A 23,360-nucleotide genomic window follows, 5' to 3' on the forward strand; every position below is an offset into this window, starting at 1 on the left:
ATGGACGAGACGGCCGCAGAGCGCACGCGTGCCGTCGGCGTGCGCGACGTCGCCGCGCTCGCAGGGGTCTCGCGGCAGACCGTGTCGCGCGTGCTGAACGAGCATCCGGAGGTCGCCGAGGAGACCCGCCGGCGGGTGCTCTCCGCGATGGCCGAGCTCGGCTACCGGATGAACAACGCCGCCCGCGCGCTGGGAACCCGGCGCTCGCGCACGCTGGGCGTGCTGGCCTCGAACGCCGAGCAGTACGGGCCCTCGCGCAGCATCGCGGCCATCGAGGCATCCGCCCGCGCCGCCGGCTACTGGGTCAGCGCGGCGTTCGCCGAGGCGGGGGATGCGGATGCCGTGGTCGCCGCCGTCGACCACCTGATCGCCCAGGGCATGGACGGCATCGTGGTGGTCGCCCCGCACGCGCGCACGCTCGAGGCGCTGGACGCCCTGCGCATCGACGTCCCCATCGTCACCCTGCACTCCTCGGGGCGCGGCGCGCGCGGCCTGTCGGTCGATCAGGCGGCGGGCGCCCGGCTCGCGGTGGCCGAGCTCGCCGACGCCGGGCACACCCGCATCGCGCATCTCGCGGGTCCTGCGGACTGGCTCGAGGCCGAGTCGCGGGCCGACGGCTTCGCCGCCGAGCTCGCGGCGCGCGGGCTGGAGCCGGGCCCGGTCATCGAGGGGGACTGGTCGGCGGCATCCGGCCACGCGGCGACCAGTGCGATCATCGACGCCGGTGTCACCGCCGTGTTCTGCGCGAACGACCAGATGGCGCTCGGCCTGCTCGGCGGGCTGCACGAGGCCGGCATGCGGGTGCCCCGCGACATCAGCGTGGTCGGCTTCGACGACATCCCGGATGCCGCGTACTACTGGCCGCAGCTGACGACCGTGCGGCAGGACTTCGCGGAGCTGGCCCGCCGGGCCGTCGCCGTCGTGATCGCGGAAGCGGATGCCGCGGCATCCGCCCTCGACCCGGTCGCCCCCGTGCTGGTGCGCCGCGACTCGGTCGCGCCTCCGCGCGCCTGACGTAGCGGCGAGCCGCGGCGTGGTGTTGACGACTGCGGGCGAGGGTGTCATGCTGGGCATTGTGACCGGTCACAGTGGCCGAGCATCAGACCGACGAGGTGTCCGTGAGCAAGGAAGCCCCCGACTTCAGCCCTGAGCTGCAGGCCGCGATCCAGGCCGTCCGCGAGGACGTCTCCCGTCTGCACGTCGAGCTCGTCCGCTACGGCCTCGTGGTGTGGACCGGAGGGAACATCTCCGGTCGCGTCCGCGTCGGCGACGACCCGAGCGCCGACCTGTTCGTCATCAAGCCCTCCGGCGTCTCGTACGACGACCTGGCCCCGGAGAACATGATCCTCTGCGACCTGGACGGCGTCGTGATCCCCGGCACTCCGGGCAGCGACCGCTCGCCCTCCAGCGACACCGCCGCGCACGCGTACGTGTACCGCCACATGCCCGAGGTCGGCGGCGTCGTGCACACGCACTCCGACTACGCCGTGGCCTGGGCGGCGCGCGGGGAGGAGATCCCGTGCGTGATCACCGCGATGGCCGACGAGTTCGGCGGCCCCATCCCGATCGGCCCCTTCGCGATCATCGGCGACGACTCGATCGGCCGCGGGATCGTCGAGACCCTCACCGGGCATCGCTCCCGCGCGGTGCTGATGCAGAACCACGGGCCGTTCACGATCGGCGTGAACGCGAAGGATGCCGTGAAGGCCGCGGTCATGGTCGAGGACGTCGCCCGCACCGTGCACCTCGCCCGCGAGGCGGGCCCGCTCATCCCCATCCCGCAGGAGGCCATCGACAGCCTCTACAACCGGTACCAGAACGTGTACGGCCAGAGCGCGGACGCACGCCGATGAGCGCCGCGACGGGACATTCCGCTCGCGAGGACGTGCTCGCCGGCCGCACCAGCCTGGGCATCGAGCTCGGCTCCACCCGCATCAAGGCGTGCCTGATCGGTTCCTCCGCCGAGGTGCTCGCCACCGGCTCGTTCTCCTGGGAGAACCGGCTGGAGGACGGGCTGTGGACCTACAGTCTGGACGACGTGTGGACCGGCCTGCAGTCCGTGTTCGCCGACCTGATCGCCGACGTGCACGACCGCTACGGCGTGCGCCCGGACACGTTCGGTGCCATCGGCGTCTCCGCGATGATGCACGGCTACCTGGCCTTCGACGCCGCCGGCGATCTGCTCGCCCCGTTCCGCACCTGGCGCAACACCAATACGGGCCGCGCCGCAGCGGAGCTCACCGAGCTGCTGGGCGTCAACATCCCGCTGCGCTGGTCCGTCGCGCACCTCCGGCAGGCGCAGCTCGACGCCGAGCCGCACGCCGAGGACGTGCGCTTCCTCACCACTCTCGCCGGCTACGTGCACTGGCGGCTCACCGGGCGCCGGGTGCTCGGTGTCGGCGACGCCTCGGGCATGTTCCCGATCGACTCCGTCGCCCGCGACTACGACCAGACGATGATCGCCCGCTACGACGAGCACGTCGGCGGCGACCTGCGCTCGGTGCTGCCCGAGGTGCTCGTCGCCGGGCAGGACGCCGGATCCCTCACCGCGGCGGGCGCCGCGCTGCTCGATCCGACCGGGGCGCTGCGGCCGGGCATCCCGCTGTGCCCGCCGGAGGGCGATGCGGGCACCGGCATGGTCGCGACGAACGCGGTCGCACCGCGCACCGGCAATGTGAGCGCGGGCACCAGCATCTTCGCGATGGTCGTGCTCGAGCATCCGCTGGCCGAGGTGCACCACGAGCTCGACCTGGTGACGACTCCCGCCGGTGACGCGGTCGCCATGGTGCACTGCAACAACGGCGCCAGCGAGCTGGCGGCGTGGGTGGGCATGTTCACCCGGTTCGCCGAGGCGTCCGGCATCCGCGGGTCTGCGGATGCCGTCTTCGAGACGCTCTTCCGCGAGGCGCTGGACGGCGAGGCGGATGCCGGCGGACTGCTGGCCTACAACCACCTCGCGGGCGAGCCCATCGCCGGCCTCGACGAGGGGCGCCCGCTGTTCGTGCGCACGCCCGACAGCCGCTTCACCCTGGCGAACGTGATGCGCGCCCAGCTGTACGGCGTGTTCGGCACGCTCGCGCTGGGGATGCAGGTGCTGACGGACGAGGGCGTCGCGCTCGACCGGATGTATGCCCACGGCGGCATGTTCCGCACCGCCGGTGTCGCGCAGCGCTTCCTCGCCGGGGCGCTGAACGCACCCGTGGCGGTCGGCGACACGGCATCCGAGGGAGGGGCCTGGGGCATCGCCGTGCTCGCCGCCTACCTGTCGGCGGCCGGCGAGCAGCCGCTGGACGCCTACCTCGACCAGCACGTCTTCGCCGGAGCATCCCTCTCCGTCATCGACCCCGACCCGGCCGACGTCGCCGGGTTCACCACCTACCTCGACCGCTACCGCGCGGGTCTGGCCATCGAGGCCGCCGCCACAGGCTCCATCTAAGGACTGCGTCAATGCCCAAGCTCACCACCTCCCTCGACGGCTACCAGGTCTGGTTCCTCACCGGCAGTCAGCACCTGTACGGACCCGAGACGCTCGCGCAGGTCGCCGAGCAGTCGCGTGCCATCTCGGATGCGCTCGACGGCGCCTCCGAGGTTCCCGTCCGCATCGTGTGGAAGCCGGTGCTGACCGACTCCGCCGCCATCAGGAAGGTCATGCTCGAGGCGAACGCCGACGACAGCGTGATCGGCGTCGTCGCCTGGATGCACACCTTCAGCCCGGCGAAGATGTGGATCGCCGGCCTCGACGCACTGCAGAAGCCGCTCGCCCACCTGCACACCCAGGCGAACGTCGAGCTGCCCTGGGCCGACATCGACTTCGACTTCATGAACCTGAACCAGGCCGCGCACGGCGACCGCGAGTTCGGCTACATCCAGACCCGCCTGAACGTGCCGCGCAAGACCATCGTCGGGCACGCGTCCGACCCGCGCGTGCGCCAGGAGCTCGGCACCTGGCAGCGCGCCGCCGCGGGCCTGGCCGCATCCCGCTCGCTCAAGCTCGCGCGCTTCGGCGACAACATGCGCTTCGTCGCCGTCACCGAAGGCGACAAGACCGAGGCCGAGCTGCGCCTGGGCGTGCAGGTCAACACCTGGGGCGTGAACGAGCTGGCGGATGCCGTGGCCGCGGCATCCGAATCCGACATCGATGCGCTGGTGGCCGAGTACGAGGAGCTGTACGAGGTCGTGCCCGAGCTGCGGCGCGGGGGAGAGCGGCACCAGTCGCTGCGCGACGGCGCGGCCATCGAGATCGGGCTGCGATCGTTCCTGGAGGAGGGCGGCTTCGGCGCCTTCACCACGTCGTTCGAGGATCTCGGCGAGCTGAAGCAGCTGCCGGGCCTCGCCGTGCAGCGGCTGATGGCCGAGGGCTACGGTTTCGGCGCCGAGGGTGACTGGAAGACCGCGATCCTGGTGCGCGTCGCGAACGTGATGGGCTCCGGCCTTCCGGGCGGCGCCAGCCTGATGGAGGACTACACCTACGACATGACCCCGGGCGATGAGCTGATCCTCGGCGCGCACATGCTCGAGGTCTCGCCCTCGCTCACCTCGGCCAGGCCGACCCTGGAGATCCACCCGCTCGGCATCGGCGGCAAGGACGACCCGGTGCGCCTGGTCTTCACGGCAGACCCCGGCCCCGCCGTCGTCGTGGCGCTCAGCGACATGCGCGACCGCTTCCGCCTGACCGCAAACGTGGTCGAGAACGTCGAGCCGCGGGCGGCGCTGCCGAAGCTCCCCGTGGGTCGTGCCGTGTGGAAGCCGGCGCCGGACTTCAACACCAGCGCTGCCGCCTGGCTGACCGCGGGCGCCGCGCACCACACCGTGATGTCGACGGCCGTCGGTCTCGAGGCGTTCCGCGACTTCGCCGAGATGGCGCAGATCGAGCTCCTGGTGATCGACGAGTCGACGACCCTGCCCGAGTTCCAGAAGACGGTGCGCTGGAACCAGGCGTACTACCGGCTGGCGCAGGGGTTCTGACCCGAGGCCCCCGCGCGGCGGGGGCATTCTGTCCTCGGACGATGTGGAGCAGGCGGGGCGGACGGATGCCGGCCCGGCGGGCGGCCGGATGCCGGGCCGGCGGGACTCAGGCGTCCAGCACGCGCGCGGCCTGCCGGGCGGCGCCGAGCGCCACGTACTCCGCGGGCGCCGGCACCTCGACCGGGATGCCCAGCACGAGAGGAGCGATCCGCCGCACGGCTTCGGACTGCGCGCCGCCCCCGATCAGCAGGGCGCGCTCGACGCGGACCCCCCGGTCGCGCAGGGCGGTCAGGCCGGCGCCGAGCCCTGACAGCATGCCCTCGACGGCCGCACGCGCGAGATTCTCGCGAGTGGTCGAGGCCAGGGTCATGCCCGAGAGCGTGGCGGTGGCATCCGGCAGGTTGGGGGTGCGCTCGCCCTCGAAGTAGGGCTGCAGGGCGAGACCCCCCGCGCCGGCGGAGGCCTGCAGCGCCAGCCGGGACAGCTCGTCGTGGTCCACTCCCAGCAGCCGGGCGATGGCGTCGAGCACCCGGGCCGCGTTCAGCGTCGCGACCAGGGGCAGGAAGCGCCCATCGGCATCAGCGAAGCCCGCGACTGTGCCGGTCTCGTCGTGCACTGCGCTCTCGCTCACCGCGAAGACCGTGCCGCTCGTGCCGATCGACACCACGGCATCCCCTGGGCGGGCACCGACGCCGAGCGCCGCGCCGGCGTTGTCGCCCGCGCCGGGGCCGACGCGCCGGCCTGCGGCATCCGTGACCCACTCCGACGGTCCGAGCACGCGCGGCAGCACCGCGTCGTGGCCGAGCGCCGCGACCAGCAGCTCGCGGTCGTAGTCGCCGGTCTCCGGGTTCCAGTAGCCGGTTCCGCTCGCATCCGATCGGTCGGTCACCAGCTCGTCGAGCCGGGGATCGGCGCCGCCGGCGGCCGGGCCGAACCCGCGCAGCCGCCAGGTGAGCCAGTCGTGCGGCAGCGCGACCGCCGCGACCCGTGCGGCGCTTTCGGGTTCGGCGTCGCGCAGCCAGCGGAGCTTGGTGATCGTGAAGGATGCCACGGGCACCAGTCCGGTGCGCTCGGCCAGAGCGGATGCCCCGAACTCGGCGACCAGGTCGGCGGCAGCGCCCGCTGACCTGGTGTCGTTCCACAGCAGGGCGTCGCGGACGACGGCGCCCGAGGCGTCCAACACCACCATGCCGTGCTGCTGCCCGCCGACGGACCAGGCCTCGACGTCGTCCATCCCGCCGGCATCCGCGATCGCCGCCTGCAGTGCGTCCCACCACGCCTCCGGCGCCACCGAGGTCCCGTCCGGGTGGGGAGCCCGCCCGGTGCGCACGACGGCGCCCGTCGCGGCATCCGCGATCACGACCTTGCAGGACTGCGTCGACGAGTCGACGCCCATCACGAGTGCCATAGCGTCATTCTCTCTGTTCGCTCTGCCGCCGGGAGGGTCCCGGTGAAGGGGTCTCAGCGGGCGCCGAGGAGGTGCTCGGATGCCAGCTGCTGCAGCCGCACGAAGCCGAAGCCGCGCGCGCCGAAGTACGCGGAGGGGTCGAAGTCCTCGAACGCGCTCCGGTCGGCGAGCAGGTCGTCGTACGACTCGCCCTCGCCCAGGGTGGGCTGCGACAGCTCGGCGACGCGCGCTGCGGCCAGGGCATCCTGCACCTCGGGGTCGGCGCGGAACGCGGCGGCCCTCTCCTTCAGCAGCAGGTACATGCGCATGTTGGCGGCAGCGGAATCCCACACGCCGGCCTCGTCCTCGGTGCGGCTGGGCTTGTAGTCGAAGTGCCGCGGGCCGTCGTAGGCCGGCGTGCCGTTCGCGCCGCCGTTCTCGAGCAGATCCACCAGCGCGAACGCGTTGTGCAGGTCGCCGTGGCCGAACACCAGGTCCTGGTCGTACTTGATGCCGCGCTGCCCGTTCAGGTCGATGTGGAACAGCTTGCCGTGGTACAGCGCCTGGGCGATGCCCGCGGCGAAGTTCAGCCCCGCCATCTGCTCGTGACCGACCTCGGGGTTCAGCCCGACCAGCTCGGGGCGCTCCAGCGAGTCGATGAACGCGAGCGCGTGCCCGAGCGTCGGCAGCAGGATGTCGCCGCGGGGCTCGTTGGGCTTGGGCTCGATGGCGAAGCGGATGTCGTAGCCCTTGTCGGTGACGTAGTCGCCGAGCAGGTTCACGGCCTCGCGGTAGCGCTCGAGAGCGGCACGCACGTCCTTCGCGGAGTCGTACTCGGCGCCCTCGCGGCCGCCCCACATCACGAAGGTCTTCGCGCCCAGCTCGGCGCCCAGATCCAGCTGGCGCAGCACCTTGCGCAGCGCGAAGCGGCGCACCTGGCGGTCGTTCGACGTGAATCCGCCGTCCTTGAAGACCGGGGCGCTGAACAGGTTTGTGGTGACCATCGGCACGATCAGCCCGGTGTCCGCCAGGGCGCCCTTCAGGCGATCGATCTGGGTCTGCCGCTCGGCATCCGTGGACCCGAACGCGAACAGGTCGTCGTCGTGGAAGGTGAGGCCGTACGCGCCGAGCTCGGCCAGCTTCTCGACCGCGTGCACGACGTCGAGCTGCGGACGGGTGGCCCCGCCGAACGGGTCGGCGCCGTTGTAGCCGATGGTCCAGAGACCGAACGAGAACTTGTCGGCCTTGGTGGGGGTGAGTGACATGGTGATCCGCCTTCAGCGACGTCGATGAAATGTTGTGGATCAGAACATATCAAGTCGGCGGAGCGGATGCAACGGATCAGGTCCTCGGTGCGGCCGTCGTCTCCCGCACGACGAGCTCGGCCGGCAGGCGCACGTGCTCATGCGCCTCGCCGTCCAGCATCCGCAGCAGCAGGCGCACGGCGGTGGCGCCCATCTCGGTCAGCGGCTGGCGCACCGTGCTCAGTTGCGGCGCGTGCGCGGCCGCTTCGGGGATGTCGTCGAAGCCGATCACCGAGAGGTCGTCCGGCACGTGCAGGCCGCGCTCGCCCGCCACGCGGATCATCTCGATGGCGGAGAGGTCGTTCGCCGCGAAGACCGCCGTGGGGCGGTCCGCGAGGTCGAGCAGCGCGTGCGCGCCCGCGGTCGAATCCGCCGTGCGATAGCCGCCGTCGGCGATGAGGGCGGGGTCGAAGCGGATGCCCGCGGCGTCGAGCGCCTCGCGATACCCCTGCTCGCGCTGCCGGGCGGAGACGAGGTCGGTGCGGCCGCGCAGGTGGGCGATGCGGCGATGCCCCAGTGAGATCAGGTGCTCGGTCGCGGCCCGTGCGCCGTCGACGTTGATCACGCTCACCGTCGCGGGGCCGTCCGGGCCGGCATGCGGATCGATCGCGACGATGGGCACCGATGCGTCCGCGGGGGTCGAGGTCGGCGTCACGACGATGGCGCCGTCGATCAGGGTTCCGCCCAGGCGGGAGAGCGAGCGTCGCTCCCAGCCGCGGTGCTCTCCTGCCGAGACGCTGCCCGCGTAGGCCAGTACGTCGAAGCGCGTGCCCTGCAGCTCGGTGGAGACCCCGCTCAGCAGCTGCAGTGCGAACGGCTCGAACTCCGCCACCAGAACGCCGATGACGTTGGTGCGCCGTCGCCGCATCGATGTCGCCACGAGCGAGCTGGCGTATCCGAGCTCGTCGACCACGCTCAGCACGTGCGCCAGTGTCGCGGGTGCGACGCCGTCGCGGCCGTTGATGGCCTTGGAGACAGTGGCGACGGAGACTCCGGCGGCGTGAGCGACATCGTGGATCGTCGTGCGGCGGTTCATCCGTCCAATCTAGTGATGGAAAACGATATCGATAACGATTGACATGGCGAATCGAACCTGCCAGAGTGGCCGGAGCACATTCGGTGTAGTCGGCAACAAATGGAGCCGGACCGCGAACTCGAAGAGGAGACACACGGCATGAAGATCGGCAAGGCATGGGTCGCCGCAGCGGCGGCCGTGGCGACGCTGGGGATGCTCGGGCTCACCGGCTGCTCCGGCAGCTCGGACGGAGCGGGCGCCGACGGCGCGACCACTCTCACGATGTGGCACAACTCCACCACGGGCCCCGGCAAGCAGTACTGGGCCGACGCGGCAGCGGCCTTCCACGAGGAGAACCCCGATGTGACCATCAAGGTCACGTCGATCCAGAACGAGGACATGGACGGCAAGCTGCAGACGGCCGTCAACTCGGGCGACATGCCCGACATCTTCATGGCGCGCGGCGGCGGCAAGCTCGCCGACATCGTCAACGCGGGCAAGGTGAAGGACCTCACGAAGCTCATCGACCCCGACGTGAAGAAGGCCTTCGGCGACGCCCCGTTCAGCGCCTTCAGCGTCGACGGCAAGGTCTACGGGATGCCGAGCGCGGTGCTCCCCGGCGGCTTCTTCTACAGCAAGGACCTGTTCGCGCAGGCGGGTATCAGCTCCGAGCCCACCACGATGGACGAGCTCGAGACGGCTGTCACCAAGCTGAAGGCGGCAGGCATCGAGCCGATCGCGCTCGGCGCCAAGGCGGCGTGGCCGGCCGCGCACTGGTACTACTTCTTCGCCCTGCGGGCCTGCGGTCAGGATCTGATCGCGAACCTTGCGACCAAGGCCGACTTCTCCGATCCGTGCTGGCTCACGGCGGCCGAGAACCTGCAGGACTTCGCCGGGACGGAGCCGTTCAACAAGGGCTTCCTGACGACCTCCCCGCAGGAGGGCGCGAACTCCTCGGCGGGACTGCTGGCCAACCACAAGGCGGCCATGGAGCTGATGGGCGCGTGGGACGTGGGCGTGATCGCCAGCCTGACGCCCGACGAGAAGCCCCTGCCCGACCTGGGCTGGTTCCCCTTCCCCGAGGTGGACGGCGGCGACGGCGGGGCCGGCGCGATGATGGGCGGTGTCGACGGCTACTCCTGCTCGGCCGACTCCCCCGCCGCGTGCGAGAAGTTCCTCAACTTCGTCTCCTCGAAGGAATGGCAGGAGAAGTACGCTGTGGCGTTCCAGACCATCCCGGCGAACCAGGACGCCACCGGAGCGGTCACCGATCCGTCGCTGAAGCCGCTGATGGAGGCGTACACGAAGGCCCCCTATGTCGCCCTGTGGCTGGACACCGCCCTCGGGCAGAACGTCGGCAACGCGCTGAACACCAGCGTCGTCGAGATGCTCGCGGGGCAGGGGTCGCCGAAGAAGCTCGTCGACACGGTCACCAAGGCCGAGGCGAGGGGCTGACCGGCTCATGACCGACACCCAGGCACTGCAGCGCACGACGGTGCCTGAGAGGATCGCCGTCCCCGGAGCGGGCCCCGCGCCCGTTCCGGGGCGGCGCTCGCCGCGGGCCGACTGGCGCAAGCGCGGCGAGATCGCGCTCCTCTCGGGACCGGCCCTCATCATGTTCGTCGGCTTCGTCATCCTCCCGGTGGCGATGGCCGCGTTCTACGGCTTCTTCAAGTGGAACGGCTTCGGCTGGCCGACGGAGTTCATCGGGCTCGACAACTACCGCATGATGTGGGAGGACGATACCTTCCGGCAGGCGGTGCTGCACAACGGCGTCATCGTCGTGCTCTCGCTGCTGCTGCAGGGTCCGGTGGCGATCCTGTTCGCGCTGCTGCTGAACCAGAGGATCCGCGGCAGGTCGGTCATCCGCGTGCTGATCTTCGTGCCCTACGTCATCTCGGAGGTCATCGTCGGCATCGGCTGGAGCCTGATGCTGCAGGATGCCGGCGCGCTGAACTCCCTGCTGGAGAAGTGGGGACTCGGGTTCCTGCAGCAGTCCTGGATCGCCGATCCCTCGATCGCGATGGGCTCGCTGATGATCATCATCACCTGGAAGTACCTAGGCTTCGCGGTGATCCTCATGCTCGCCGGCATGCAGTCGATCCCGGAGGAGCTGTACGAGGCCGCCGCGATCGACGGCGCCGGCTTCTGGAAGATCCAGTGGAGCATCACGGTGCCCCTGCTGGGGCCGACCATTCGGATCTGGGCGTTCCTGTCCATCATCGGCTCGCTGCAGCTCTTCGACCTGGTCAACATCATCTGGGGCCAGTACATCGCCGCGACCGCCGGCACCTCCACGATGGCGACCTACATGTACCAGAACGGCCATCTGGCCGGAAGCTACGGATACGGCAACGCCGTCGCGGTGATGCTCTTCCTGATCACCCTGATCGTGGCTCTCGTCTACCAGCGCTTCGTGCTGCGTCGTGACACCGATGGTGCGCTGACCGGCGAAGGCGGAAGGAGGCGCAAGTGAGCGCCGAGACCCTGAACACCCGCGTCGCCATCCGGGCGATCCCCCCGAAGGGCCGCCGCGCGCGCGAAGCCGACGTGAAATGGGGGAGCCCTGCGGTCTACCTGGTCGCGCTGGTGTTGATCACCATCTGCATCACGCCCGTGCTGTACGTGATCATCGGCGGATTCCGCACCAACTCGCAGATCACGCTCGACCCCTCCGGGTTCCCGTCGCCATGGCAGCTCGGCAACTACGGCGACGTGCTGGCCAGCTCCGAGTTCTGGACGGCCATGCTGAACTCCACGATCTCCGCGGCAGGGACCACGGCCGGCGCGGTCGTGCTCGGCGTGATGGCGAGCTACGTGCTCGCCCGCTACGAGTTCGCGGGGCGCGGGGTGATGTACGCGCTGTTCGCGGCCGGCCTGATGTTCCCGGTGACGGTGGCCATCACGCCGCTGTACATCCTCATCCGCAATCTGGGGCTGGTGAACAGCCTGGCCGGGATCATCCTGCCGCAGATCGCATTCGCGCTGCCGACGACGATCATCATCCTCGTGCCGTTCCTGCGCGCCATCCCGAAGGAGCTCGAGGAGGCCGCGTCCATCGACGGCGCCTCGCGTCTGGGCTTCTTCTGGCGGATGGTGGTGCCGCTCAGCCTGCCCGGCGTGATCACCGTCGGCATCCTGGCGTTCGTGGGCGCCTGGAACGGGTACATGCTGCCGCTGTTCATCCTCAACGACCAGAGTCTGTTCACCCTGCCGCTGGGCGTGCAGAACTTCGCGTCGCAGTACTCGGTGGACACCGCGCGCGTGCTGGCTTACACCTCGCTGTCGATGCTGCCCGCGCTGGTCTTCTTCAGCATGTTCGAGCGCCGCATCGTCGGCGGACTGACCGGAGCGGTGAAGGGCTGACGGATGCTGCACGAGACCCCTGTGAAGACGATCCCCGCCTTCCCCGCCGCCTCGCCGCGGGTGAGCGCGCTGCTGGCCGAGATGTCCCTGGAGGAGAAGGCCGCGCAGCTGGTGGGCTACTGGCTCGACCAGGGCGGTGAGGTCGTCGCCCCGATGCAGCACGAGATGGGCGCGACGCGCGAGACCGGGGCGCTCGCCGAGATCACCCGGCACGGGATCGGGCACTACACCCGCGTCTACGGCACCCGTCCGGTCGATCCGGCGGAGCGGGCGGCGTGGCTGTGGCAGGAGCAGCGCCGGCTCACTCGAGAGACCCGGCTGGGGATCCCCGCGCTCGTGCACGAGGAGTGCCTCACGGGGCTCGCGGCCTGGAAGGCGGCGACCTTCCCCACGCCGCTGGCCTGGGGAGCGTCCTTCGACCCCGACCTGGTCGCGGACATGGGCGCCCTCGTCGGGGAGTCGATGCGCGCGCTCGGCATCCATCAGGGTCTCGCCCCGGTGCTGGACGTCGTGCGAGACCCGCGCTGGGGACGTGTCGACGAGTGCATCGGCGAGGACCCGTACCTGGTCGGCACCGTCGGCGCCGCCTATGTGCGCGGGCTGCAGTCCGCCGGTGTGCACGCCACGCTGAAGCACTTCCTGGGCTACTCCGGTTCCCGGGCCGGTCGCAACCACGCGCCGGTCTCGGCCGGCCCCAGGGAGATCGCCGACGTCTTCCTCCCGCCGTTCGAGATGGCCATCCGGGACGGCGGAGCGCGCGGCGTGATGAACAGCTACGCCGAGATCGACGGGGTGCCCGTGGCATCCGACCCGGCGCTGCTGACCGGACTGCTCCGGGAGAGACTCGGCTTCGACGGCGTCGTGGTGGCCGACTACTTCGCCGTGGCGTTCCTCGAGATCATGCACGCGGTGGCCGCGGATCGCGGTGAGGCCGCGCAGCTGGCCCTGACCGCCGGCATCGACGTCGAGCTCCCCTCCGGGGACGCGTACCTGGCGCCGCTGATCGAGCGCGTGCGCGCAGGTCTGCTCGACGAGGCCTATGTCGACCGGGCAGTCACGCGGGTGCTGCTGCAGAAGGAGCAGCTCGGCCTGCTCGATGCCGGCGCGTTCGACGGCGAGCCTCCCGCGCGCATCGACCTCGACACCGATCGGCATCGTGCGGCGGCCCGCCGGCTGGCGGCGGAGTCGCTCGTGCTGCTCGGCAACGACGGCATCCTGCCCCTGCGCGGTCCGCGTCGCGTCGCCCTGGTCGGCCCGAACGCCGACCGCACGGCGGCACTGCAGGGATGCTATTCGTTCGCGAACCACGTGCTCGCGCACCATCCGGATCATGAACTCGGCTTCCGCATCCCGACCGTGCGCGAGGCGCTGACGGCGGCGATTCCGGATGCCGAGATCGTGCACGTCGAGGGCTGCGACGTCGAGAGCGAGAACCGCTCCGGGTTCGACGCGGCTGTCGCCGCGGTGCAGGATGCCGAGGTCGCCGTGGTCGTCGTCGGCGACCAGGCCGGGCTGTTCGGCCGCGGCACGGTCGGCGAGGGCAACGACGTGGACTCGCTCGATCTTCCGGGTGTGCAGCGTGAGCTGGTCGAGGCCCTGGTCGCGACGGGCACACCGGTCGTGATGGTGCTCGTCACGGGGCGGCCCTATGCCATCGGGTGGGCGCTCGACGTCGACGGCGCGCGCCCGGCGGCCGTGCTGCAGGCGTTCTTCCCCGGCGAGGCCGGCGGCGAGGCGATCGCCGACGTGCTCACCGGCGCGATCGCGCCGTCGGGACGGATGCCGGTGAGCCTGCCGCGCTCGTCCGGGGCGCAGCCGTACAGCTACCTGCATCCGATCCTCGGCGGGCCCTCGGACGTGACCTCCACGGATCCGACGCCGCTGCGTCCGTTCGGGTTCGGCCTGTCGTACACGACCTTCGCCTACGACGACCTGCAGGTGTCGGGGCGGGCCCGCACGGACGGCCGGTTCACAGCATCCGTCCTGGTGCGCAACACCGGCGACGTGTCCGCGACCGAGGTCGTGCAGCTCTACGGCCGGGATCCGGTCGCGAGCGTCACCAGGCCCGTCGCGCAGCTGCTCGGCTATGCACGCGTGCATCTCGGTCCGGGGGAGAGCAGGCGGGTGCGCTTCGACGTGCCCGCCGCGCGCTTCGCGTTCAGCGACCGCCGCCTCGTGCGGGTGGTCGAGCCGGGCGAGGTGCGGGTGTGGGCGGCGTCGCATGCCGAGGCGCAGGCCCCGGTGTCGGACCTGAGCGGGGCCACGTCGGGGGCGATCTCCAACGAGCGACCTCGCGCGGAGCGGTCGCTGCCCGGTGCCGCCACAGCGCCCGCCACGGTGCTGCTCACCGGCGCCGTGCACGAGGTCACCGGGGAGGAAGCCCGCATCGTGGAAGTCTCCGTCGAGTGACGAGCGGGTCGCGCGGCGAGGTGCGCACGACCCGGTCGGCACATGGGCCGATGGCGCACACCGGGATCGGTAGCCTGGGACGATGAGCGAACGCGCGACGACCGTGGAGGGGGTGCGGCGCACCAATCTCGGCGAGGTGCTGCGTCTCGTGCACCACGGGGGACCGCGCTCCCGCGCCGTGATCACGGCCGAGACGGGGCTGAACCGTTCGACCGTGTCCGACCTCGTCGCCCGGCTCGCGGCGGCCGGCCTCGTGCGGGAGCACGATCCCGATCCCACCCGCCGTGTCGGTCGCCCGTCGCCCATCGTCGCGCCGAGCCCCGACGTGGTCGCGATCGGCGTGAATCCCGAGATCGACGCGATCGAGATCGGCGCGGTGTCCCTCGGCGGCGCCGTGCGGCTGCGCGAGCGCGTCCCCGCGTCGAACCCCGACGTCGCCGAGGTGGTCGAGGTCGTCGCCCGCGTGGTCGCGGCCTGGCGGGCGGATGCCCTGAAGGACTGCCGCATCGTGGGGACGGGGGTCGCCGTGCCCGGCCTGGTCCGGGCGGAGGACGGCCTGGTGCGTTTCGCGCCTCACCTGGACTGGCACGACGCCGACATCGCGGGTCCGCTGGCGGAGGCCCTCGGCCTGGCCGTCGTGGTCGGCAACGACGCCTCGTACGGCGCCCGCGCCGAGCGCCTGTTCGGCGCGGCGCGTGAGCACGGCGACGTGGTCTACCTCAACGGCGGCGCGAGCGGCATCGGCGGAGGGCTCGTGCTGCACGGGCAGCTCATCGGAGGCGAAGGCGGGTACGCCGGGGAATGGGGGCAGACCGCCGCCAGCCTGACGGATGCCGCCGATCGGCGCGTCGACGGCGGCGTGCTCGAGGACGAGGTGAACCGCGCACGGCTCGTGCGGGCCGCCGGCCTGACCGCTCCCGACGACGCTGAGCTGGAGCGGGCTCTCACGGCATCCGATGACGCCATGGTCGAGGCCGCCAGGCAGCGCCGCATCCTCGCCGCCACCCTGGGCAACGCGGTCAACGTGCTCAACCCGTCGATCATCGTGCTCGGCGGGTTCCTCGGCAGCCTCCGCGAGATCGACCGCGAGGGGTTCGACGACGAGGTGCGCGCCCGCGCGCTCGCCGCGAGCGCGGAGCGCCTCGAGCTGGCCTCCGCGGCGCTGGGAGCCGACCGTCTGCTGATCGGTGCGGCGGATGCCGCTCTGCACCGACTGCTGTCCGACCCGCTCGGCTGAGCTGCCATGAGACCTGAGCCGTCATGAGACCTGAGCCGTCATGATCACGAGGAGGCGCCGATGAGCGCGGAACGCAACTGGGCCGGGAACATCGGCTACCGGGGTGCCGTGGCGCATCCCTCGACCGTCGACGAGACGCGCGCGCTGGTCACGGCAGGCGGGAAGGTGCGGGTGCTGGGCACGCGGCACTGCTTCAACGACATCGCCGACACCACCGGCACGCTCGTCGCGTTGGACCGGATGCCGGTGGTCTTCGAGATCAGCCCGGAGCGCGACGCGGTGCGGGTGTCCGGCGGGCTGCGCTACGGCGACATCGCACCGCGTCTCGAGGCCGAGGGGCTGGCGCTGGCGAACCTCGCCTCCCTCCCGCACATCTCGGTCGCGGGCGCCGTGGCGACCGGCACGCACGGATCCGGCGATGCGATCGGATCGCTCGCCGCGGCGGTGCGCGAACTGGTGCTGCTCACGGCATCCGGCGAGCTGCTGCACCTGCACCGCGGCGACCCGCGGTTCGCCGGCGCGGTGGTCGGGATCGGCGCACTGGGGGTCGTGCTCGAGCTCGTCCTCGATGTCGAGCCGACGTACTCGGTCGCGCAGCGCGTGCACGAGCGCCCGGGCTGGGATGCGATCCTGGGCGACCTCGACGCGGTGACCTCGGCGGGCACCAGCGTGAGCATCTTCACCACCTGGCAGCGCACGGACTCCGCCGACCAGCTGTGGATCAAGCAGCGCGGTGCCGACGACCTGGCCGGAGACGTCCCCGCACGGCTGGGCGCCGCGGCCGCGCAGGTGAAGCGGCATCCGATCCTCGGCGTCGATCCCGAGGCCTGCACAGACCAGGGCGGCGAGCCCGGTGCGTGGTACCAGCGCCTGCCGCACTTCAAACTGGAGTTCACGCCCTCCGCGGGCGCCGAGCTGCAGAGCGAGTACCTGATGCCGCGCCAGGACGCGGTGGCGGCGCTGGAGGTGATCCGCGGGCTCGCCGGCCGGATCGCCCCGCTGCTGCTGGTGAGCGAGGTCCGCACGGTCGCGGCCGACGATCTGTGGCTGAGCTCCTCCTACGGCACGGATGCCGTGGGCATCCACTTCACGTGGCGGCAGGACGAGGCCGCCGTGCGGGCGCTGCTGCCGGCGATCGAGGCCGCGCTCCCGGCATCCGCCCGCCCCCACTGGGGCAAGATCTTCACACTGGACGGAGCGGAGGTGCGGCGCCGCTACGCTCGGTGGGACGACTTCGCGGCGCTGCGCGCCGAACTCGATCCGGAACGCCGGTTCGTGAACGACTACCTGGAGAGGCTGGGACTGTGACCGATCCCCGTTCCGGACGGCAGCTGACCATCACCGCGCGCGGATACCGCGCCGAGATCGCCAGCATCGGGGCGACCCTGCGGGCCCTGACCTTCGAGGGCCGCGACCTGGTGATCCCGTTCGACGCTGACGAGGTGCGGCCCGCGCACCGCGGTGCCACGCTCGCCCCGTGGCCGAACCGCATCGTCGACGGCCGGTACGCGTTCGGCGGCGCCACGCACCAGCTGGCGCTCACGGAGCCGGCCCGCAGCCACGCCCTGCACGGGCTGGTCACCTGGCTGGACTTCGCGGTGCGCGAGATCGCCGACGACCGGGTGGTGCTGGCCGCCGTGATCCAGCCGCAGGCCGGCTACCCGTTCCGCGTCGAGGTCCAGGTCGAGTACTCCGTGGACGCCACCGGCCTGCACCAGCGCGTCACGGGTCGCAACCTCGGGGCGGATGCCGCTCCCTGGGGAACCGGACCGCACCCGTACCTCACGGCCGGTGACGAGCACGTCGACGACACGGAGCTGCTGCTGCCGGCATCCGAGGTGCTCACGGTCACCGCAGATCGGCTCAGCCCGGTCGCCCTCGAACCGGTCGACGCGCATCCGGAGTGGGACTTCCGCACCCCGCGCCGCATCGGCGACACGTTCATCGACCACGCCTTCACCGGCCTCCAGCGCGACGCGCGCGGTGCGGCCGTCGTGCGGCTGCGCGGCGCGTCCGGCGCCGGTGTCGAGATGGTGTGGGACGCCGGATGCCCGTGGGTCCAGGTGCACACGGCCGATCTTCCGGACCCTGTCGCCAGCCGGCGCGGCCTCGCCGTCGAGCCGATGACCTGCCCTCCCGACGCCTTCAACTCGGGCACCGACCTGATCGTGCTCCAGCCGGGCGCCGCGCACACGGCGGGCTGGAGCATCCGGGCGCTCTGATCGCGGATGAGCGGCGACAGCTGTCGCCACTCAATCGCGCGATCAGCCCTTCACGCCGCCGGCGGTGAGTCCGGACTGCCAGTACCGCTGGAGAAAGAGGAAGGCGATCACCAGCGGGGCGATCGACACCAGTGAGCCCGTGATCACCGTCGAGAACAGCACCTGAGCCCCGCCTCCTCCCGAGGCGGCCATCTGCCAGTTCGCCAGACCCACCGTGATGGGGAACAGATCCTCCGAGTTGAGCATGATCAGCGGGAGGAAGTAGTTGTTCCAGGTGGCGACCAGCTGGAACAGCAGCACGGTGACCAGCCCGGGCGCCAGCAGCCGGAGCCCGATGGAGCTGAAGATCCGCAGTTCGCCGGCCCCGTCGATGCGAGCCGCTTCGAGCAGGCTGTCGTCGACCGCCTCCTGCGCGTACACGCGCATCAGGTAGACGCCGAACGGGCTGACCAGCGAGGGGAGGATGATGCCCCACATGGAGTCGGTGAGGTTCATCGCGCTGAACAGGAGGTACGTCGGGATCGCGAGTGCGGTCATCGGCACCATGATCGCTCCGATGATGAGCCAGAACACCGCGTTCCGACCGCGGAAGCGGTACTTCGCGAGTGCATAGCCGCACATCGCGGCCAGGATCGTCGCCCCGAGGGCGCTGGCGGCGGCGTAGATCAGGGTGTTCAGCAGCCAGCGCGCGAACAGGCCGCCGCTGTTGGTGAACACGGTGCCGATGTTGTCGAAGAGATGGAAGGCGTTGCCGAACCACAGGCCGAAGGTCGTGAAGAGGTCGGTGTTGTCCTTGGTGCTCGACAGCGCGAGCCAGACGAGCGGCACGATGAAGTAGGCGACACAGACCCAGACGATCACCGTGAGCAGAGTGCTGCGACGACGGTCCTCTGTGATCAGGCGCTTGCGCTTCCGCTGAGGCAGCTCGGCGGTGTGAAGGGTCGACGTGGCGGTCATGCCTCACGCTCCTTCCTGTTGACGATCGTCTGCACGACGACGGAGATGATGACGATGACGGCACCGAGCAGGAACGCGATCGCCGCAGCGTAGTTGATGTCCTGGTTCTTGAACGCGACGCTGTACGCGTACAGGTTGGGTGTGAAGTCGGTGCCGATGGCATTCGGCGCGATGTTGTAGAGCAGGTTCGGCTCGTTGAAGAGTTGGAACGAGCCGATGATCGAGAAGATGACCGTGAGCAGCAGCGCCTGCTTGACGGCGGGGATCTTGATGCTCCAGGCGATGCGAAGCTGGCCGGCTCCGTCGATCTCCGCGGCCTCGTAGCGCTCGCGCGGGATGGTGCGCAGCGCCGCATACAGGATGATCATGTTGTAGCCGACGAACTCCCAGCAGACGATGTTCATCGTCGAGCCGAGCACCTTGTCGGGGCTCAGCAGTTCGGGGCTGCCCAGCCCCAGGGATCGGGAGACCTGAGCGATGAGGCCGAAGTTGTTGCCGTACAGATAGCCCCACATGAGGGTCGCCACGACGCCCGGCACTGCGTACGGGAGGAAGATCAGCAGGCGGGCGATCTTCCCGCCGCGCACTCGGCCGCTGTCCAGCGCCAATGCGAAGAACAGCGACGCGGCGAGCATGATGGGCACCTGGATGAACAGGAAGAGCGCGACTCGGCTCAGCCCGCCCCAGAAGCTCGGATCCGACAGTGCCCGTGAGTAATTGGCGAAGGCGCTGAAGACCTCTCCGCCGACGAGCTGGGAGGTGAACATGCTGAGGTACGCGGAGTAGAACAGCGGGACGAGGAACATCGTCGCGAAGACGACGAGGAACGGGATGACGAGCATCCAGGCGGCGCGCGTCTGGGCGCTGTGCAGCCCCTTGGCGCGGCGCCGGTTCAGCGTGAGGGACATCTCTGCGGCTCTCTGTGGGTGTTCGGACGCTCGGGGGGTCGGGGGCGGTTAGGACCGCCCCCGACCGGTCACTTGACGGTGAAGCCCTGCTGCTTCGCGTAGGACGTGACTTCGTCCTGCCAGGCGGTCAGCGCTGCGCGCATGTCGCCGTGATCGCTGATCGCTTTGCCCAGCGTCTCGTTGTAGCTCGAGTAGACGTAGTCCATGAAGGGCAGCCATTCGAACTTCTTCGAGACCGTGTCGGAGACGCCCGCGAAGAACTCGTTGACCTTCTGCCCGCCGTAGAACTCGGAGGTCTGATCGACGAACTCCGGGTCGTTCAGCACCGCCTTCGTGGTCGGGAACAGGAACTGCTCGTTCGCCAGCGCGAGGGCCGACTCCGTCGACGTGTTCAGGAACTTCGCGAACTCGTAGGCCGCGATCTTCTTCTGGCTGGACTGCAGCACGACCGACGTCGATCCGCCCCAGTTGCCGGAGACGTCCTCACCCGCCTTCCACTGCGGGATCTTCGCGGCCGTCCAGTTGCCGCTGGTGTTCTTCGCCGTGCCCTGCAGGAAGACCGGACCCCATGCCGCCACGAGCCAGCTCGCGTACTTCCCGCGGGCCGCGCCCTGGTACCACTCGTCATTGAAGTCCGCGTCCGTTGCGACCAGGTCGCGCTTGATGAGGTCCTGCCAGTAGTCCACGACCTTCTGCGTCTCGGGGGAGTCGATGTTCACCGTCACGGTCTTGCCGCCGTCGTAGCCGAACGGCTGGGCGCCGGCCTGCCAGAACAGTCCGACCATCTGACCCGGGTCGTTGCCGGGCAGGTCCGTGATGTACGAGTCGGTCTTCTCCCGGACGGCCGCGGCGGCGTCCGCGAACTCGGCCCACGTCGCGGGCGCCTCATCGATCCCCGCCGCAGCGAAGATGTCGTGCCGGTACAGCGTTCCGATCGGGCCGGAGTCCTGCGGCACCGCCCACACGCCCTTCTCGTCGGCGACCTGATTCCAGACCCAGTCGACGAACTCGTCCTGGGTCTTGCGCGCCCCGTACGGTGAGAGATCGGCGAGATCGCCGGTCTGCCGGAACGAGGAGATGTACTGGAACTCCATCTGAGCGACATCCGGTGCGCCCTTGCCCGCCTTGAGCGCGGCGCGCAGCTTCGGATAGTGCTGGGAGCCGCCGGTCGTGTTCACGAGCGTCACGTGGATCTTCGGATACTTCGCCTCGAAGAGGGCGACCTCCTTCTCGATTCCGGGCACCCAGGTCCAGAAGGTCAGATCGGTGTCCGTGTTCATGGCCTTGTCGATCTGCGCCTGGGTGACCGGCGCGTCCTTCGTGGCGTCGGCGGTCGACGACGGGGTGCAGCCGGCGATGGCGAGCACCGACACCAGTGCGACGCCGCCGAGCATCATTGCCTTGCTAGAGCGCTTCATGGTTCTCTCTCTGCTGTGGTGGGCGGGCCGCGGTCAGCGGTCCGAGGTGACCTCGAAGATCCGCGCATCGCGCGGACCGAGGACGATACGGGAGCCGGCGGCATGCGTGACGCCGTCGACGAGATCGGTGAGCGCGGCGGGAGCCACGACGACGGATGCCTCACCGGACCAGTTGGAGGCGAAAGCCAGCCGCCGGGTTCCCGACGCGCCGGTGACGACGGTCACCTCCCGCGCGGCCTGCCACGCGGCCGCCGCCGGGTCTGCGACCAGCCAGCGGCCGAGGCTGCGTGCGAGCGGAGCATTCGGCACTGTGGCGAGGTAGCTCACCCGTCCGCGGCCGAAGGCCTTCGACGAGAGAGCCGCACCGGTGCCGAGTTCCCACGGCTCGAAGGCCAGCAGGATCTCGGCATCATCCACGTGCAGCACATCGACCCAGTCGGTGCCCGCTGCGCCTTCCTCGAGAACGGAGGGGAACGGCTGCTCGGCGTGCACGGCGAGCGGCTCGGAGCGGTTGCTGTACTCCTCGTACCAGACCCCGGCCGCGTCCGTCAGCCGTGCCGGCGGTCGTTCGCGACGCGCACGGGCAAGCTCGTCGCCGTATCCGGTGCGGATGCCGAGCACGAGGTGCCCGCCGGCCTCGGCGTAGGCCCGCAGGGCGTCGAGCACGGCGTCGTCGGCAACGTACAGTCCCGGTGCGACGAGGACCGGATGCCGCTGTGCGAAAGCTGCCGGATCTTCCGTGAGGAAGCTCGCCACATGGTGCACCCTCACCTGCGCGCCGGACTCGAACAGCCCCCGATACCAGGCATCGAAGATCCGCGTGTAGGAGTCCGGATCCGGGGAGCCGTCCTCGCGCGCCAGGGGCGGGTAGAAGTCCCACGACCACTTCGTGTCCGTCGACCACAGCATCACCACGTCGGCATCCGGCTCGAACTCGTCCAGCGCGCCTCCGATCGATCGCAGGGCCGACCCGAGTTCCGTGACCTCGCGATGGATGCGACCGGGCACCTGGCTGTGCGGGAGCACCCCGCCCCAGTACGTCTCGATGCCGAAATGCAGCGTGTGCCAGTGCCAGTACTCGATCATGCGCGCTCCGCGCGAGAGCAGCGCGAACGCCGCCTGCTTGAGCTGACCGGGATAGGGTGGATGGTTCTGCCACGAGCCGCCGATGGACTGCGCATTCGTCTCGGTCACGAGGAACGGGGCCTGCGCACTGGACCACGCACGATCGCCCCACTGATGCAGCGCCCATACGCCGGAGTGCCACCAGCGCTCCTGGCCGGCTGCATCCACATCGGCATCCAACCCGTCCTGCATCTTGTAGTACGGATTTCCCGCGGTGACATCGAGCTCTTCCACCAGCAGATCGTCAGCGATCTGCGGACGGGAGTATGAGATGCAGGTCGTGACGAACTGGTCCGGGCGCGCATACTCCCGCACCACCTCTGCCTGCCAGCCGATCAGGTCGGACGCCAGGGTGGCCTGGAACCTGCGCCATTCCAGCTGATACTGCGGCATCATGTTCCCGTCGGGGCGCCACAGCTCCGCCCACTCGCTGATGCGATGGGACCAGTACACGAGTCCCCACTCCTCGTTCAGCTGGTCCACCGTGCCATACCGCTTCCGAAGCCAGCTGACGAAGGTGTCGAATGTCGCCGCGTTGTGAGGCAGGAGGTTCCCGGGCTCGTTGTCCACCTGATAGCCGATGACCGCCGGATGCTGCGCGTAGCGCTCGACGACCTTGCGCACGATGCGCTCGGCGTAGAAGCGGTAGGCGGGCTGGCTCTGGTCCATCTCCTGGCGCGATCCCCAGCAGATCGGCTCGCCGGATCGGATCTCCGCTGCGATCTCGGGATGCCGTCGCTGCAGCCACGGCGGGATCGCATATGTCGGCGTGCCGAGGATCACTCCGATGCCGCGGTCATGCGCCCCGTCGAGCACGGGCTGCAGCCAGTCGAGGTGGAACTCGCCCTCCCTCGGTTCCCACGTCGACCAGACGGATTCCCCGACGCGGATGACCGTGAATCCTGCCTCCTGCATCAGGTCGAGGTCGCGGTCGAGGGTGCCGTCCGGCTGGTATTCCGCGTAGTACGCGGCTCCGAAGAGGATGCCGGGGAAGGGCGTGGTAGAAGCCACCTGCAACTCCAATGTTGTCGATAACAAAAGCAATGG

At 70.3% G+C, this 23,360-nt stretch carries 18 protein-coding genes; 11 read left to right on the forward strand and 7 right to left on the reverse strand.

Going from position 1 to position 23,360, the window contains the following annotated elements; all coding sequences use genetic code 11:
* From ACTJJ4_RS16895 to araA, 4 genes are all read left to right on the forward strand, one after another.
* Positions 1 to 1,014: a LacI family DNA-binding transcriptional regulator gene (locus ACTJJ4_RS16895; RefSeq protein ID WP_440944388.1), complete on the forward strand. Its 1,014-nt coding sequence runs from the start codon at positions 1 to 3 to the stop codon at positions 1,012 to 1,014.
* Positions 1,015 to 1,118: 104 nt separating this feature from the next.
* A complete protein-coding gene (locus ACTJJ4_RS16900) occupies positions 1,119 to 1,853 on the forward strand; it encodes an L-ribulose-5-phosphate 4-epimerase (RefSeq protein ID WP_440944389.1) in 735 nt (244 codons plus the stop codon).
* Entirely contained in the window at positions 1,850 to 3,436 is a 1,587-nt protein-coding gene (locus ACTJJ4_RS16905; RefSeq protein WP_440944390.1) for a xylulokinase, read from the forward strand. The genes ACTJJ4_RS16900 and ACTJJ4_RS16905 overlap by 4 nt, the downstream gene beginning before the upstream one ends.
* A gap of 11 nt (positions 3,437 to 3,447) precedes the next feature.
* The gene (gene araA, locus ACTJJ4_RS16910) at positions 3,448 to 4,965 is read left to right on the forward strand and encodes an L-arabinose isomerase (protein WP_440944391.1); all 1,518 of its coding nucleotides are present in this window, start codon (positions 3,448 to 3,450) and stop codon (positions 4,963 to 4,965) included.
* 106 nt (positions 4,966 to 5,071) lie between these two features.
* Here araA and xylB read toward each other — a convergent pair whose 3' ends face one another.
* The 3 genes from xylB to ACTJJ4_RS16925 all read right to left on the reverse strand — a co-directional run bounded on the left by xylB (position 5,072) and on the right by ACTJJ4_RS16925 (position 8,692).
* Positions 5,072 to 6,373: a xylulokinase gene (gene xylB / locus ACTJJ4_RS16915; RefSeq protein WP_440944392.1), complete on the reverse strand. Its 1,302-nt coding sequence runs from the start codon at positions 6,371 to 6,373 to the stop codon at positions 5,072 to 5,074.
* A gap of 53 nt (positions 6,374 to 6,426) precedes the next feature.
* Entirely contained in the window at positions 6,427 to 7,617 is a 1,191-nt protein-coding gene (gene xylA, locus ACTJJ4_RS16920) for a xylose isomerase (protein WP_440944393.1), read from the reverse strand.
* 76 nt (positions 7,618 to 7,693) lie between these two features.
* The gene (locus tag ACTJJ4_RS16925) at positions 7,694 to 8,692 is read right to left on the reverse strand and encodes a LacI family DNA-binding transcriptional regulator (RefSeq protein WP_440944394.1); all 999 of its coding nucleotides are present in this window, start codon (positions 8,690 to 8,692) and stop codon (positions 7,694 to 7,696) included.
* A 138-nt stretch (positions 8,693 to 8,830) separates the two neighbouring features.
* On the opposite strand from ACTJJ4_RS16925, the gene ACTJJ4_RS16930 reads away from it, so the two are divergent.
* From ACTJJ4_RS16930 to ACTJJ4_RS16960, 7 genes are all read left to right on the forward strand, one after another.
* Positions 8,831 to 10,126, forward strand: coding sequence for an extracellular solute-binding protein (locus ACTJJ4_RS16930; RefSeq protein WP_440944395.1), 1,296 nt, complete (start codon positions 8,831 to 8,833; stop codon positions 10,124 to 10,126).
* Positions 10,127 to 10,133: 7 nt separating this feature from the next.
* On the forward strand, positions 10,134 to 11,147 hold the full coding sequence (locus tag ACTJJ4_RS16935; protein WP_440944396.1) for a carbohydrate ABC transporter permease: 1,014 nt from the start codon (positions 10,134 to 10,136) through the stop codon (positions 11,145 to 11,147).
* Positions 11,144 to 12,037, forward strand: coding sequence for a carbohydrate ABC transporter permease (locus tag ACTJJ4_RS16940; RefSeq protein WP_440944397.1), 894 nt, complete (start codon positions 11,144 to 11,146; stop codon positions 12,035 to 12,037). The genes ACTJJ4_RS16935 and ACTJJ4_RS16940 overlap by 4 nt, the downstream gene beginning before the upstream one ends.
* A 3-nt stretch (positions 12,038 to 12,040) precedes the next feature.
* Complete coding sequence (locus tag ACTJJ4_RS16945) at positions 12,041 to 14,446, forward strand: glycoside hydrolase family 3 N-terminal domain-containing protein (protein WP_440944398.1); 2,406 nt, start codon at positions 12,041 to 12,043, stop codon at positions 14,444 to 14,446.
* A gap of 82 nt (positions 14,447 to 14,528) precedes the next feature.
* Positions 14,529 to 15,683 carry an ROK family transcriptional regulator gene (locus ACTJJ4_RS16950; protein WP_440944399.1) on the forward strand — a complete coding sequence of 385 codons (1,155 nt, stop codon included), beginning with the start codon at positions 14,529 to 14,531 and terminating at the stop codon, positions 15,681 to 15,683.
* Between the two features lie 60 nt (positions 15,684 to 15,743).
* Complete coding sequence (locus ACTJJ4_RS16955; protein WP_440944400.1) at positions 15,744 to 16,991, forward strand: D-arabinono-1,4-lactone oxidase; 1,248 nt, start codon at positions 15,744 to 15,746, stop codon at positions 16,989 to 16,991.
* On the forward strand, positions 16,988 to 17,905 hold the full coding sequence (locus ACTJJ4_RS16960) for an aldose 1-epimerase family protein (RefSeq protein ID WP_440944401.1): 918 nt from the start codon (positions 16,988 to 16,990) through the stop codon (positions 17,903 to 17,905). The genes ACTJJ4_RS16955 and ACTJJ4_RS16960 overlap by 4 nt, the downstream gene beginning before the upstream one ends.
* A 42-nt stretch (positions 17,906 to 17,947) precedes the next feature.
* On the opposite strand, the gene ACTJJ4_RS16965 is transcribed toward ACTJJ4_RS16960, so the two are convergent.
* From ACTJJ4_RS16965 to ACTJJ4_RS16980, 4 genes are all read right to left on the reverse strand, one after another.
* Complete coding sequence (locus ACTJJ4_RS16965; protein WP_440944402.1) at positions 17,948 to 18,862, reverse strand: carbohydrate ABC transporter permease; 915 nt, start codon at positions 18,860 to 18,862, stop codon at positions 17,948 to 17,950.
* Positions 18,859 to 19,770, reverse strand: coding sequence for a carbohydrate ABC transporter permease (locus ACTJJ4_RS16970; protein WP_440944403.1), 912 nt, complete (start codon positions 19,768 to 19,770; stop codon positions 18,859 to 18,861). The genes ACTJJ4_RS16965 and ACTJJ4_RS16970 overlap by 4 nt, the downstream gene beginning before the upstream one ends.
* A gap of 68 nt (positions 19,771 to 19,838) precedes the next feature.
* Positions 19,839 to 21,188, reverse strand: coding sequence for an ABC transporter substrate-binding protein (locus ACTJJ4_RS16975; protein ID WP_440944404.1), 1,350 nt, complete (start codon positions 21,186 to 21,188; stop codon positions 19,839 to 19,841).
* Positions 21,189 to 21,221: 33 nt separating this feature from the next.
* Positions 21,222 to 23,324 carry a beta-galactosidase gene (locus ACTJJ4_RS16980; protein WP_440944405.1) on the reverse strand — a complete coding sequence of 701 codons (2,103 nt, stop codon included), beginning with the start codon at positions 23,322 to 23,324 and terminating at the stop codon, positions 21,222 to 21,224.
* Positions 23,325 to 23,360: the final 36 nt, after the last annotated feature.

The sequence above is a fragment of the Microbacterium sp. 22195 genome (assembly GCF_052056515.1).
In the GTDB taxonomy this organism is placed as follows: Bacteria; Actinomycetota; Actinomycetes; order Actinomycetales; family Microbacteriaceae; genus Microbacterium.

Excerpts from the sequence above, each read along its gene's own strand:
- ACTJJ4_RS16975 (WP_440944404.1), bottom strand. The coding sequence starts at position 21,188 with ATGAAGCGCTCTAGCAAGGCAATGATGCTCGGCGGCGTCGCACTGGTG.
- araA (WP_440944391.1), top strand. The coding sequence starts at position 3,448 with ATGCCCAAGCTCACCACCTCCCTCGACGGCTACCAGGTCTGGTTCCTC.
- ACTJJ4_RS16925 (WP_440944394.1), bottom strand. The coding sequence starts at position 8,692 with ATGAACCGCCGCACGACGATCCACGATGTCGCTCACGCCGCCGGAGTC.
- xylB (WP_440944392.1), bottom strand. The coding sequence starts at position 6,373 with ATGGCACTCGTGATGGGCGTCGACTCGTCGACGCAGTCCTGCAAGGTC.
- ACTJJ4_RS16965 (WP_440944402.1), bottom strand. The coding sequence starts at position 18,862 with ATGACCGCCACGTCGACCCTTCACACCGCCGAGCTGCCTCAGCGGAAG.
- ACTJJ4_RS16935 (WP_440944396.1), top strand. The coding sequence starts at position 10,134 with ATGACCGACACCCAGGCACTGCAGCGCACGACGGTGCCTGAGAGGATC.
- ACTJJ4_RS16970 (WP_440944403.1), bottom strand. The coding sequence starts at position 19,770 with ATGTCCCTCACGCTGAACCGGCGCCGCGCCAAGGGGCTGCACAGCGCC.
- xylA (WP_440944393.1), bottom strand. The coding sequence starts at position 7,617 with ATGTCACTCACCCCCACCAAGGCCGACAAGTTCTCGTTCGGTCTCTGG.
- ACTJJ4_RS16895 (WP_440944388.1), top strand. The coding sequence starts at position 1 with ATGGACGAGACGGCCGCAGAGCGCACGCGTGCCGTCGGCGTGCGCGAC.
- ACTJJ4_RS16955 (WP_440944400.1), top strand. The coding sequence starts at position 15,744 with ATGAGCGCGGAACGCAACTGGGCCGGGAACATCGGCTACCGGGGTGCC.
- ACTJJ4_RS16930 (WP_440944395.1), top strand. The coding sequence starts at position 8,831 with ATGAAGATCGGCAAGGCATGGGTCGCCGCAGCGGCGGCCGTGGCGACG.
- ACTJJ4_RS16905 (WP_440944390.1), top strand. The coding sequence starts at position 1,850 with ATGAGCGCCGCGACGGGACATTCCGCTCGCGAGGACGTGCTCGCCGGC.
- ACTJJ4_RS16945 (WP_440944398.1), top strand. The coding sequence starts at position 12,041 with ATGCTGCACGAGACCCCTGTGAAGACGATCCCCGCCTTCCCCGCCGCC.
- ACTJJ4_RS16950 (WP_440944399.1), top strand. The coding sequence starts at position 14,529 with ATGAGCGAACGCGCGACGACCGTGGAGGGGGTGCGGCGCACCAATCTC.